The organism is Azospirillum sp. B21 (assembly GCF_008364825.1).
Classification (GTDB): domain Bacteria; phylum Pseudomonadota; class Alphaproteobacteria; order Azospirillales; family Azospirillaceae; genus Azospirillum.
This window is the reverse complement of the sequence record NZ_VTTO01000004.1, coordinates 1-12745: the sequence shown is the minus strand read 5'-3', so window position 1 is coordinate 12745 and position 12745 is coordinate 1. Positions and strand designations below refer to the sequence as shown.

Annotated in this window: 13 protein-coding genes; 6 read left to right on the top strand and 7 right to left on the bottom strand. The window is 67.7% G+C overall.

Annotated elements, in window-relative coordinates; translation table 11 throughout:
* The 5 genes from FZ983_RS11115 to FZ983_RS11095 all read right to left on the bottom strand — a co-directional run bounded on the left by FZ983_RS11115 (position 1) and on the right by FZ983_RS11095 (position 5133).
* Complete coding sequence (locus FZ983_RS11115; RefSeq protein WP_149223637.1) at positions 1-690, bottom strand: ABC transporter permease; 690 nt, start codon at positions 688-690, stop codon at positions 1-3.
* Between the two features lie 4 nt (positions 691-694).
* A complete protein-coding gene (locus FZ983_RS11110; RefSeq protein WP_149223636.1) occupies positions 695-1399 on the bottom strand; it encodes an ABC transporter permease in 705 nt (234 codons plus the stop codon).
* 160 nt (positions 1400-1559) lie between these two features.
* On the bottom strand, positions 1560-2411 hold the full coding sequence (locus FZ983_RS11105) for a lysine/arginine/ornithine ABC transporter substrate-binding protein (protein ID WP_247883715.1): 852 nt from the start codon (positions 2409-2411) through the stop codon (positions 1560-1562).
* 86 nt (positions 2412-2497) lie between these two features.
* On the bottom strand, positions 2498-3304 hold the full coding sequence (locus tag FZ983_RS11100; protein WP_149223634.1) for an ATP-binding cassette domain-containing protein: 807 nt from the start codon (positions 3302-3304) through the stop codon (positions 2498-2500).
* A gap of 137 nt (positions 3305-3441) precedes the next feature.
* Positions 3442-5133, bottom strand: coding sequence for a putative transporter (locus FZ983_RS11095; protein WP_149223633.1), 1692 nt, complete (start codon positions 5131-5133; stop codon positions 3442-3444).
* Between the two features lie 550 nt (positions 5134-5683).
* On the opposite strand from FZ983_RS11095, the gene ccmA reads away from it, so the two are divergent.
* Both ccmA and ccmB read left to right on the top strand, forming a co-directional pair.
* A complete protein-coding gene (ccmA, locus tag FZ983_RS11090; protein ID WP_149223632.1) occupies positions 5684-6367 on the top strand; it encodes a heme ABC exporter ATP-binding protein CcmA in 684 nt (227 codons plus the stop codon).
* A complete protein-coding gene (ccmB, locus tag FZ983_RS11085; protein ID WP_014249273.1) occupies positions 6364-7029 on the top strand; it encodes a heme exporter protein CcmB in 666 nt (221 codons plus the stop codon). Before ccmA ends, ccmB begins: the two co-directional genes overlap by 4 nt.
* 25 nt (positions 7030-7054) lie before the next feature.
* Here the strand turns inward: ccmB and FZ983_RS11080 are convergent, their stop codons facing one another.
* Positions 7055-7654, bottom strand: coding sequence for a glutathione peroxidase (locus tag FZ983_RS11080; RefSeq protein ID WP_149223631.1), 600 nt, complete (start codon positions 7652-7654; stop codon positions 7055-7057).
* 417 nt (positions 7655-8071) lie between these two features.
* On the opposite strand from FZ983_RS11080, the gene FZ983_RS11075 reads away from it, so the two are divergent.
* The 4 genes from FZ983_RS11075 (at position 8072) to FZ983_RS34025 (ending at position 10927) form a co-directional block, all read left to right on the top strand.
* On the top strand, positions 8072-8455 hold the full coding sequence (locus FZ983_RS11075) for a hypothetical protein (protein WP_149223630.1): 384 nt from the start codon (positions 8072-8074) through the stop codon (positions 8453-8455).
* Between the two features lie 341 nt (positions 8456-8796).
* The gene (gene motA / locus FZ983_RS11070; RefSeq protein ID WP_014249276.1) at positions 8797-9657 is read left to right on the top strand and encodes a flagellar motor stator protein MotA; all 861 of its coding nucleotides are present in this window, start codon (positions 8797-8799) and stop codon (positions 9655-9657) included.
* Positions 9658-9686: 29 nt separating this feature from the next.
* Entirely contained in the window at positions 9687-10646 is a 960-nt protein-coding gene (locus FZ983_RS11065) for a GNAT family N-acetyltransferase (protein WP_149223629.1), read from the top strand.
* A 104-nt stretch (positions 10647-10750) separates the two neighbouring features.
* Positions 10751-10927, top strand: a complete 177-nt coding sequence (locus FZ983_RS34025) for a hypothetical protein (RefSeq protein ID WP_188092290.1) — start codon at positions 10751-10753, stop codon at positions 10925-10927.
* 62 nt (positions 10928-10989) lie between these two features.
* Here FZ983_RS34025 and FZ983_RS11060 read toward each other — a convergent pair whose 3' ends face one another.
* The gene (locus FZ983_RS11060) at positions 10990-12387 is read right to left on the bottom strand and encodes a peptidoglycan DD-metalloendopeptidase family protein (protein ID WP_149223628.1); all 1398 of its coding nucleotides are present in this window, start codon (positions 12385-12387) and stop codon (positions 10990-10992) included.
* Between the last annotated feature and the right edge of the window lie 358 nt (positions 12388-12745).

Sequence of the window (12745 nt, the reverse complement as noted above, 5' to 3'; positions counted from 1 at the left end):
TTACGCCCGCGCCCGCAGATAGGGGGTCAGGCGCCATTCGGCGAACTTGATCAGGCGGGTGGCGACGAAGTTCAGCACCAGATAGATCGCGCCTGCGACGATGAACAGCTCGAAGACCGCGAAGGTCTGGGCGATCATGCGCCGGGCGATGCCGGTGACCTCCATCAGCGTGATGGTGCTGGCGAGCGACGTCGCCTTGACCATCAGGATCACCTCGTTGCCGTAGGCCGGCAGCATCTGGCGGATCGCCACCGGCAGCACGATGCGGCGGAAGGCGAGCGCGCGGGACATGCCGCAGGCCCGCGCCGCCTCCACCTGCCCCTGGGGCACCGACAGGATGGCGCCGCGCAGCACCTCGCTGGTGTAGGCGCCGGTGTTCAGCGTCAGCGCCAGGATGGCGCACCAGTAGGGCTCGCGCAGGAAGGGCCAGAGGATGCTCTCGCGGATGAACTCGAACTGGCCCAGCCCATAGTAGACCAGGAAGATCTGCACCAGCAGCGGCGTGCCGCGGAAGACGAAGACATAGGCCGCGGCCAGCGTCTCCACCACGCGGTTGCCGGACAGCCGCAGAAGCGCGACGCCAAAGGCGACCAGCGCGCCCAGCGCCAGCGATCCGACGATCAACTGCAGCGTCAGCGACAGTCCGCCGAGCATGCGGGGCAGGCTGTCCCACATCAGTTGCCAGTTCATGGCCTCAGGCCCTCCGGACGCCGCGGTTGGCGGAGATTTCGGCGCGGTTGAACAGCGCCGTCGAAATGGTGGTCAGCAGCAGGTACAGCACGGCGGCGGTCCCATAGAACAGGAAGGGCTGGCGCGTGGCGCCGGCCGCCAGATGCGTCACGCGCATCAGCTCGGCCAAGGCCGTCACCGACACCAGCGCCGTGTCCTTCAGCGTCAGCTGCCAGACATTGCCGAGGCCGGGCAGGGCGAAACGCAGGGTCTGCGGCACCAGCACCCGGCGCAGGATCAGCCAGCGGCTCATCCCGCAGGCGCGCGCCGCCTCGATCTGGCCGAAGGGGACGGACTGCACCGCACCGCGGATCACCTCCGTCGAATAGGCGCCGGAGATCAGCCCGACCGCCAGCACGCCGATGGTGAAGGCGTTCAGGTCGACCCGCCCGTCATAGCCGAAGGCGGCGGCGATGGAGGTGGCGACGCTGCTGCCGCCGAAGAACAGCAGATAGATGACCAGCAGTTCGGGGATGCCGCGGACGACCGTTGTGTAGATGTCGGCCACCACGTTCAGCGCCAGGGAATGGCTGAGCTTGGCCGAGGCGCCGAGCGACCCGACGAGGATGCCGAAGGCAAAGGCCGACACGGCGACCGCGACGGTCATCGCGGTTCCCATCAGAAGCTGTCCGCCCCAGCCGTTGGGACCGAAGGAAAGGAGTTCCAGCATTGGCACGCCCGGTAAGGCCCGCCGGGCGCGGCGCGGAAGGCCGGCCGTACGGGGTCAGCTAACGGCGATCAGGGAACGAACGGCGCCCGGTTGCCGCGAAGGCCGCCGGGCGCCGTTCCGATCAGACAGGCGGACTGGAGGTCCGCCTTTCCTGGTCGCCTTACTTGGGGGAGATGTCGTAGCCGAAATGCTGCGTGCTCAGCTTCTTGACGGTGCCGTCCTTCAGAGCCTCGCCGATGGCCTTGTCGAACATCGCCTTCAGGTCGGCGGTGTCCTTGCGCAGGCCGACGCCCATGCCCTCGCCGATCACGCCGCCGATGAAGTTCGGGCCGACGACGACCATCTTGCCCGGCGTGGCCTTCAGCACCGCCTCGACCACCGACCGGTCGCCGAACATGGCGTCGACGCGGCCGGAGTTCAGGTCGATGCCGGCATTGTCGATCTTGTCGTAGGTGCGCATGGTCACCTTCGACAGATGCTTGTCCATGAAGTCGGCCTGGATGGTCGACACCTGGACGCCGACGGACTTGCCCTTCAGTGCTTCGGCCAGCTTGTCCAGCACCGGCTTGGCCTTGGCCTGGTCGTTCAGGTCGATGCGATCGGCGCCGAGGTTCAGCGCCTTGCCCAGCGGCGAGTCGGTCAGAACGGCGAAGACCGACGGCTCGGTGCCGTAGGGGGCGGAGAAGTCGATGACCTTCCTGCGCTCGTCGGTGATGGTCATCGCCGACATGATGGCGTCGTACTTGCCCTGCTGCAGGGCCGGGATGATGCCGTCCCAATCCTGGGCGACGAACTCGCAAGACACCTTCATGCGCTTGCACAGGTCGTTGGCGAGGTCGATCTCGAAGCCGATCAGCTTGCCCGAGGTGTCGGTGGCGTTCCACGGAGGATAGGCGCCCTCGCTGCCGATGCGGACCGTCTTCCACTCCTTGGCGCCGGCGGCGCCCGCCGCGGCCACAGCCATCATGGCGCCCAGCGCCAGGGCCGAAACGATCTTCTTCAACGCACACACTCCTCTGTTCGGTTCGCCCGTTCTTCCGCCCTTGTCGGCGGCCGGGCTGTTTCTGACGGTCCGGTCCTGCCCTCTGCCTCGTCCCCTCACGCCGCGCCGGACAGATGGCGCGAGAGGAACTGCCGCACCCGGTCCGAGTCGGGGTCGGTCAGCACCTTGTCGGGTGACCCCTCCTCCTCGATCCGCCCCTGATGCAGGAAAACCACCTTGGACGCCACTTCGCGGGCGAAGCCCATCTCGTGCGTCACCAGGATCATCGTGTTGCCTTCGTCCGCCAATTGGCGGATGACGCGCAGGACCTCGCCGACCAGCTCGGGGTCCAGCGCCGAGGTCGGCTCGTCGAACAGCATCACCTTCGGCTGCATGGCGAGCGCCCGCGCAATGGCCGCGCGCTGCTGCTGCCCGCCCGAGAGCTGGACCGGGTAGCTGTCGGCCTTGGCCAGGATGCCGACCTTGTCGAGCAGCATGCGGGCGCGGTCGACGGCTTCCGCCTTCGGCACGCCCAGCACATGCACCGGCGCCTCGATCACGTTTTCCAGGATGGTCATGTGGGTCCAGAGGTTGAAGCTCTGGAACACCATGCCGAGGCTCGTGCGGATGCGTTCCACCTGACGGGTGTCGGCGGGAACGGTGGCGCCGCGGCGCGTCTTCTTCAGCGCGATGGCCTCGCCGCCGATGACGACGCGCCCATCATCCGGAATCTCCAGCATGTTGATGCAGCGCAGAAGCGTGCTCTTGCCCGAACCGGAGGAGCCGATCAGCGTGATCACGTCGCCTTCGCGGGCGGTCAGCGACACGCCCTTCAGCACCTCCAGATCGCCGAACCGCTTGTGCAAATCCTCCACGACGACGGCGGCGGGTGCGGAGTCGCTGACGGGCGGATGGCGATGCATGCGTGGGAACCGGCAGGGTTGTGGGGGCTGGTTATGGTCTGACCATTGCGGCACAGGCTAGACCGGCGCGTAGGCGTTCCGCAACGCGGATTTCACACGCCGCGCACGTTGTGCCGCTTGTGTCGGAAAATGATGCGTCACCACAACAAAAGTACCAAAATCTGCGGTCCCAGGATGCGCAGGCACATCGCCAGCGGATAGACCGTGGCATAGGCCAGCGCCGGAGCCTCCGACGCGACCAGCGCGTTGGCGTAGGCCAGCCCCGGCGGATTGGTCTGGGCGCCGGCCAGCACGCCGCAGATGGTCAGGAAATTCAGCTTCATCAGCCCGCGCGCGATCAGCCCGGTCAGCAGCAGCGGCACCAGCGTCACCAGCACGCCCCACATCATCCAGGGCCATCCGGCGCCGCTGGCCAGCGTGGCGACGAAGCGGTCGCCCGACGCGATGCCCAGCACGGCCAGGAACAGGACGATGCCGATCTCGCGCAGCGCCAGGTTGGCGGCCGGCGGCATGAACCAGACCAGCGGCCCGATATGGCCGACGCGGCCCAGGATCAGCGCCACGATCAGCGGCCCGCCGGCCAGACCCAGGCGCAGCGGCGCCGGCATGCCCGGCAGGAAGATCGGGATGGCGCCCAGCGCCGCGCCCAGCGCGATGCCCAGGAACAGCGGGATCATCTCCACCTGCTGCAGCTTGCGGGCGGAGTTGCCGAAGATCTGCCCGACGGAGGCGAGGCTGTCCGGCCGGCCGATCACCGTCAGGATGTCGCCGAACTGCAGCTTCAGCGCCTGGGTCGGCACCAGCTCCACGCCCGACCGGTTGACGCGGCTGACCACCACGTCATGGGCCTCCTGCAGGTTCAGGGCGGCGATCGACTTGCCCAGCACGCCGTTGTTGGTGACGACGATGCGCTCCCATTTCAGGTCGGTGCCCTTGGTGGTCAGCGGCCGTTCGAACTCCTGCCCCAGCAGCGTCCGAACCTGCTCCAGCTTCTGCCGCGGCCCGACCACATGCAGCACGTCGCCCAGCTTCAGGCGGGTGTCGTCATGCGGGACGCAGAGCTTGCCGTCGCACAGCAGGCGCGAGGCGACCACCCCCTGGCCGCACAGCAGGTCGATGGAGCCGAGCGCCTTGCCTTCCAGTTCCGGGTTGCGCACGGCCAGATCCATCGTCTCCAGCTTCGACACCTCGGCGCGGCGGCATTCCTCGAAGCGGGCGGCCTCCGCCTCCGGGTCGATGCGGAACAGGATGCGGACGGCGGCCATCGCCAGCAGGTTGCCGGCGATGCCGAACGGGTAGGTGACGGCGAAGGCGAGGCCGGGCAGGGCCATCACCGCGGCGTCGGCCCCGACCTCCGTCAGGACCTGCTGGGTGGCGGCGAGCGCCGGGGCATTGGTCACCGCACCGGCGAACACCCCCAGCGAGGACCCCAGCGACAGCGCCCCCGACGAGACCAGCGCCGCGGTCAGCAGGATGCTCGATCCCACCATCAGCAGAGCCAGCCCGTTCAACGCCAGCCCGGTGCGGCGCAACGCCGCGAAGAAGCCGGGGCCGACCTGGATGCCGATGGTGTAGACGAACAGGATCAACCCGAAGTCGCGGATGAAGTCCATCATCTCCGGATTGAAGGCGATGCCCGCCTGCTTGGCGATGTGGCCGCCGGCGATGCCGGAAAACAGCACACCGCCGATGCCGAGCCCGACCCCTCGGATTTTGATATGGCCGAGCGCCACGCCCGCCGCCGACACGAGGCCGAGCATGAGGACCACCCGCGCGATCGGCGGCATGGCCTGGAGAATGTCTGCGAAGGCCGACGTGAAGGCCGACATGGGAGGACTCGCTTGCTGAACACGATTGGGCAGGGTTCCGGCAGGCCCCGGACGGGTTCCGGAAACGACGCGACACTCCCCGCGGATGGGGGAGCGACGGCGCCACGATGCGGCAGGGCGGCAGGGTAAGGCGTTGATTCAGAACAAGCGGTCGGGCTTTGATCCTGCCGTTCCCGGCACCCCCGCGCTGCATCCCGCGCATGGGAGCGCAGCGCTGCGATGCCGCCAGTCCGCCGCAGGACAACGTCCGATTGCTCGAACTGCATCCAAATTTTGCCACTTTCTCCCTATAGACTTTATCTCAAGCAACCGGCGACGCATGTCGCGCGCATCGGCGTCCCCCCTAGCGCCACCGCCGCGATGAACGGGCGCCGTTCCATCGAGCATCGTCCGGCCGGACCCGGCCGGGCGCGCGGCCATCGCGAGAACCCCCTCGCGGTGGCCTTTTTCTTTGCGTGGCTCATGCAGCGGCGACGCCATTCTTGCTCCGGCTTTTCCCCCGCCCTGTGCTATAGCAGCGCCTCCCTCAACCGGAGGCGCGACCCGTCCCATGCCCGTTTTTTCCGGATCCGAGCTGACCTGCCTGCGTGGCGACCGGCTGGTCTTCACCGGGCTGGAGTTCCGCATCGCTCCCGGCGGCGCGCTGGTGCTGCTCGGCCCCAACGGCAGCGGCAAGTCCAGCTTGCTGCGGGTGATGGCCGGCCTGTTGAAACCGCTGCGCGGCACGCTCGGCTGGGACGGTGTGTCGGTTGCCGACGATCCCGACGGCCACCGGGCGCGGGTGCAGTATGTCGGCCATCTGGACGCGGTGAAGCCGGTGCTGACGGCGGCGGAGAACCTCGCCTTCTGGGCGGCGCTGGCGGGAGCCGCCGATCCGGCCGCCAATGCGCGGGCGGCGCTCGATCGGCTGGGGGTGCCGCACATCGCCGGGGTGCCGGGCCGCTACCTGTCGGCCGGGCAGAAGCGCCGGCTCAACCTGGCGCGGCTGCTGGCCGCACCGGCGACCCTGTGGTTGCTGGACGAGCCGACCGTGGCGCTCGACCGTGCCGCCATCGCCCTGTTCGAGGGGCTGATCGCCGAACACCGCGCCGAGGGCGGCATGGTGGTGCTGTCCACCCACACCGACATCGCCACCCCCGGCGGCGAGGAACTGCATCTGGACGACTTCACCCCCTATGCCGACGATGAAGCGGGTGGCGAGGGCGAGTTTCAGGAAGAGGGAGCCGCGCGATGAGCCGTTTCCTGCGCCTTGTGGCGCGTGACCTGCGGCTGGCCCTGCGCCAGGGGTCGGATGCCACCATCGCCGTCATGTTCTTCGTCCTGTGCGTGGTGCTGTTCCCCTTCGGCGTCGGGCCGGAGCCGAACATTCTTGCCCGCATCGCCGCCGGCGTGATCTGGGTGGCGGCGCTGCTCGCTTCGCTGCTGTCGCTGGAGCGGCTGTTCCAGACCGATTACGAGGACGGCTCGCTGGAGCTTCTGTCGCTGTCCTCCCTGCCGCTGGAGGCCGCGGTGCTGGCGAAGACGCTGGCCCACTGGCTGGTGACCGGCGTGCCGCTGATCGTCGCCGCCCCGCTGCTGGCCGTCCTGCTGAACATGGATGCGCAAGGCTTCGGCGTGCTGGTGCTGACCCTGACGCTGGGGACGCCGATCCTCAGCCTGATCGGCTCCATCGGCGCCGCGCTGACCCTGGGGGCTCGGCGCGGCGGCGTGCTGCTGTCGCTGCTGATCCTGCCGCTCTACATCCCGGTGCTGATCTTCGGCGCCGGCGCCATCGACGCCGCCATCAACAGCCTGACGCCGCGCCCGCATCTGCTGCTGCTCGCCGGCATCCTCGCCGCCGCCCTGCCGCTCGCCCCCTGGGCGGGGGCCGCGGCGCTGCGTCAGGCGGTGGAGTAGGGGAGGTGGCCTGCGTCGACTCCCCTTAAGACTTCGGCGCCTTCTCCGGCAGCAGCTTTTCGATCGCCTCGCGCACCTTGTCCGCTTCGGGGTCGGTCATGGTGGAGAACCAGGACACCAGCTTGCCGTCCGGGCCGACCAGATATTTGTGGAAGTTCCAGCGCGGCTTGGCGAGGAAGCCCATCTCGTTCGACGCCCAGCGGTAGAACGGGTGGGCGCCGTCGCCCGACACCACCGTCTTGTCCGTCATCGGGAAGTCGATCCGATAGTTGACCTCGCAGAAGTCCTTGATCTGGGTCGCATTCCCCGGCTCCTGCCCGCCGAAGTCGTCGGACGGCACGCCCACCACCACCAGCCCGCGGTCGCGGTAGCTCTGCCACAGCGCCTGCAGCCCCTTGTATTGCGGGGTGAAACCGCATTGCGACGCGGTGTTGACCACCAGGATCGCCTTGCCCTCGAACTGCGACAGCGGCAGCGGCTGTCCGTCGATGCCCTGGAAGGTGAAGCTGTAGGCGTTGGTTGCACTGCTGCTGGCGGCCATGGCGCTGGTGGCTCCCATCATGGAAAGGACCGCCGCAAGTGCGGCGGCCAATGTGACGGTATGAAAGCGGGTCCGAACGGTCATCGCTGTGGCTCGGCGGCTGGGATCGATATCGGCGGAGTCGGCACGCGGTGGACGGCGACATCCTTACATATGTTGCCTCATACGCTCTCCGGCGCCTATCGGATCAAGCGGGTGGGGAAGGAGCTGGCATCCGCCCGCTGCATCCGGCCTACCCCCACCGGATGGGTAGCGATACCGCCCCCCGAACAACAGCTTCATAGGTAAGGATGCGCGGCGGCCAAACCGCCATCCACCCGCTTCTCCGCCGGACACCGCCCGAAAAATGTCTCACCCGGTCCAGCCCAAGCCTGAGCATAAGGGACTATCCCATCGAAATGGGTACGCGGCCCTTCGCCCCGTCCTTGTCCCCATCCCCGCCACCGTCAACATCCAGCCGCCACAAGCCCGTCCGCAAGCCCATCCGAGGAGATCAGGCCGATGAACGCCGCAGCCACCATGCAGCACCCCCGGACGCCGGAGAAAGCCGTGCGTCGGGTGGCCCGCACCGTCGCCAGGACGGCCGGTGCCGCGGCTGCCGTCCTGCTGCTCGGCGCCGCGCTGTCGACGCCGTCCTTCGCCGATCCGGGGGACCATGGCCGCGGCCATGCCTGGGGCCATCACAAGCACAAGAAGAAGCACCATCATCATGACGACGGCCCGGTCGTCATCTATGGCGCCCCGCCGCCGGTGGTGGTGGTTCCCGCTCCGCCGCCCCCGCCGCGGGTCGTCTATGCGCCATCCTATGCGCCGCCCGCCGTCGTCTATGCCCCGCCCCCCCCGCCGCCGGGTGTCAGCGTCCAGATGAACATTCCGCTCCGCTGACGATCCCCTGTTTCGAACGCCTCGGCTGCCCGGTCATGTCCGGTCGCCGGGGCGTTCCTGCGTTCCGGCTGTGACCATCCTGTGTCCTCCCTCTCATCCCGCTAACCACTCCGGTCTCCTCCGGCACCTTGCCGCCGCCCGGCCACCGGTTCGCAAAGCCTGAAAAGCCTGCACCGCCAGTCCTTTCGTGACAGGACCCATCTGCACCGGTAGGATCGCGCGGCCTGTCGCGAAGGCGGTAGACCGTTCGGGTGGTTTACGGAAACTCAACCGATCTCCGGCCTTCTGTGGGTCGGATGCATCCTGCGGTCCGTGGCGGGTAGGGGTAGGGAGAAGACCGGATGTTCGTGATCATCGGTTTGGTCATCGTGGTGGTCAGCGTGTTCGGCGGCTACATCCTCGGCGGCGGCCACATGGGCGTGCTGTGGATGCCGTTCGAGTTCATGATCATTCTCGGATCGGCCGCCGGGGCGTTCTTCATCGCCAACCCCAAGTCCGTGGTCACCCATACCGGCAAGGAGCTGGGCCACCTCTTCAAGGGTCCGAAATACAAGAAGGAGGACTTCCTGGAGGTCCTCACCATGATGTACCAGGTCTTCAAGATCGCGAAGACCAAGGGCTTGCTGGCGCTGGAACAGCACATCGAAAAGCCGGAGGATTCCCCGCTTTTCCAGCAGTTCCCGAAATTCTACGGCGATCACCATGCCATCGCCTTCCTCTGCACCTATCTCCGTCTGATGTCGCTGGGCGCCGACAACCCCCACGAACTGGTCGACCTGATGGACGAGGATATCGAGACGATGCACCACGAACACCAGCGCATCGCCGACGCCATCCAGGCGGTCGCCGACGCGGTGCCGGCGCTGGGCATCGTCGCCGCGGTGCTGGGCGTGATTCACACCATGGGTTCGATCACCGAACCGCCGGAGGTACTGGGCAAGCTGATCGGCGGCGCGCTGGTCGGCACCTTCACCGGCATTCTGGTCGCCTACGGCTTCCTCGCCCCGATCGCCAGCGGCCTGAAGAACATCTACCACGCCGAAGGCAGGTACTATCACGCCATGAAGACCGGCCTGATCGCGCATCTGTCCGGCTACGCGCCCGCAATCTCGGTCGAATACGCGCGTAACGTGCTGGAACCGGAATACCGTCCGACCTTCGCCCAGGTGGAAGAGGCGACCTCCGCCCTGCCGCCGGCCTGATCCGGCGGCCCTATTCATCGGAGGCACCGATGCCGGACATCGACATCGTCTGGAACGAGGGCACGGTCGGCGACTGGGACACATTGTTCGCCCGCGTACCCCGCTCGACCCTGCTGCAGAGCTTCGCCTATGGCCGCGCCATGGGCCGCACCTATGGCCATGTCCCGCGGCTGGGCGTGATCCGCCGCGGCGGCGAGCCGCTGGGGCTCGTCCAGACGCTCGACCGCCGCATGCTCAAGCTGTTCCACGACCGCCAGTGCTACCGCGGCCCGCTCTGGCTCGACGGCACGATCCCCGATGCCGACACGCTGGAGCCGGTGTTCCGCCTGCTGCGCCGCGCCTGCCCGCGCTCGCCGCTCAGCCGCGCCAGCCTGCTGCCGGAACTGCCCGCCGGACCGGAGACGGAGGCGCTGCTCGCCCGCTGCGGCTTCCGCAAGGTCGGACCCGGCTACCGGACCGTCTGGTTCGACCTGACCCGCAATGAGGAGGCGATGCGTGCCGGCCTTGCCCGCGACTGGCGCCAGCGTCTGCGCGGGGCGGAGAAGGCCGGTCTCGTCCTCGACGTCGATTGGAAGGCCGACAACCTGCCCTGGTTGATGAAGCAGGAGCACGACCAGGCACTGGGCAAGGGCTTCCGCGCCATGACCGGGCCGCTGGCCGTCCGCCTGCGCAATGCCATGGTCAAAGGCGGCGGCCGCGCTGACGGGGCGCTGATGGTGACGGCGCTCGACGGCCGCAAGCCGGTGGCCTGCGGTCTGTTCTTCCGCCACGGCATCTGTGCCACCAGCCAGATCAGCTGGGCCGACGAGTCCGGCCGCAAGAGCGGCGCCATGCGGCTGGTGTTGTGGAAGGCGATGCAGGAGTTGAAGCAGCGTGGTGTCCGCACGCTCGACCTCGGCGGCATCAATCCCGACACCGCCCCCGGCGTCACCGAGTTCAAGCTCGGCACCGGCGGGGAAGCGGTGGAGACTGTCGGGCAGTATCGCTGACCCTGACGCCCCTGATGATCTTTGCCTGATGATGGCCCGATCGGATCCGGCTATCCTTACCTGCGTGCCGACCCGACACAGCCTTTCCGCACGGGATGTCCGCCATGTCCTCCGACCTCGAACCGTTGAAGCCCGGCGAAGCCGACGTCGCCATCGAACGCGCGATGCAGCAGCGGCCGAAGGCGATGATCATCCGTGAAAAGCTGCAGAAGATGCTGGATGACGAGAACACCGCGCGGCAATTCGTCGGCGCCATCCGGACCATGATGAACAAGGAATAGGCGCAACCTTGCGGCCATCACCGGCGGCAATCGCCGCCGGCACGCCGATCAGGGGCCGGCCATCAGCAGCTTGTGGCCTTGTTGCAGCCCTTCTCCTCCGGGGAGGCCGGTGCAGGGGTGCGCGCCAGCTGCAGGCCGCTGCGGGAGTCCTCGAACAGCTTGTCGATCGCCCGCCGGGCCTGCTGGAAGTTCTGGAGTTCCCGCCCATCCAGCTTCTCGCCGGTCGGCAGGTCGACGGAGCGCGGGTTCACCTGATGTCCGGCCTTCAGCACCTCGTAATGCAGGTGCGGACCAGTTGACCGCCCTGTGGTGCCGACATAGCCGATGATGTCGCCCTGATCGACCCGCGCACCGCGGCGGATAGACTTGGCGAAGCGGCTCATATGGGCGTAGGCGGTGGTGATCTCGGTGTTGTGGCGGATGCGGACATAGTTGCCGTAGGAGCTGTTGCGCTCCGCCAGCTCGATGGTGCCGCGGCCGGCGGCATAGATCGGCGTTCCCGACGGCGCCCCGAAATCCACGCCCTTGTGCATCTTGCTGAACCCCAGGATCGGGTGACGGCGCATGCCGAAGCCCGACGTGATGCGGGCACCGTCGATCGGGGTGCGCAGCAGGGCGCGGCGGATGCTCTCGCCGTCGTCGTTGTAATAGTCGATCCGCCCGTCGCGGGTCTTGAACCGGTAGATCGGCATGTCGTCGCCGCTCAGCGTCAGCGATGCGTACAGCAACTCGCCTTCGCCCGCCTCGGTGCCGTCGGCTGTGACCAGCTTCTCGTACATCACCTCGAACCGGTCGCCCGGCTGCAGGTCGCGCTGGAAGTCGACGTCATAGGAGAAGTTCTGGAGGAAGGCCATCATGACCGAGATCGGAACCCCGGCCTGCGCCCCCGCCTCGAACAGGCTGGAGCGGATGACACCCTGCGCCGCGACCGGCTTGCGCGTCACCGGCTTCTCGATCTGGCTGGAGGTGAAGCCGGCATCACCCTTGCGCGCGATCGACACCGACCGCAGCGGATCGGGCGCGAACTCCAGGCCTACGAACTTGCGGGCGCCGCCGCGGCGCGGTTCGAACAGAACCGTGACGCGCTGTCCGACCTGCAGGCGGCGCGGATTGTATACCTCCCGCAGGGCGGCTACCGCATCATGGGCGTCGTTCGACGGCACCTTTGCTTCGGCGAGCAGATCCATCAGCGTGTCCCCGCGGCCGATGGACAGGGTGCGGCGGTCAACCGGACCGGCAGGACCGCCATCACTGATGCCGTCGCTGCGTTTGGCATCGTCCTTGGCCTCGGACGCGTCCTCCGCTCCCGTGTTCGGCTTGACCGCAGGCTTGTAGATCTGGGGCCCGCGGCCGTTCGGCGCATCGGCACCGCGCGCGGCAACCGCCGCGGGCGTCAGCGCACCGGCGGTCATGATGGCAAGCAAGGCGAGCGTGGGAAGGCGGGAGAGCCTCGAACGCACCGTCGTCCTCCTCCTGTAACCCCTGGGGCTGCCCAGCAGGCGGCCGGCAATGGCCATCACCGAAGGTGTTAAGCCTTTGGATCGGACGATGCTGGACCGGTCCGACCCTGTCAACCGACACAAGACCGCAGGGATGAACCCTATGGGAACACTATGGATTGGCGCGCTCGGACGGTCGCCGGCCACGCCGCGGTTGGTGGGTCGTTCCCTTACACTGAATCCGCTTCAGGCTCCGATGAAAAACGAACCGTCAGGAATTTTTCATCGAAGCGCAAAAAACTGCTTGCCAGTTTTGGGGGAGGGCGCCTATAACCCGGTCCACCGACGGCGGGGCGCTGAACGACAGCGCGGCGCCGAC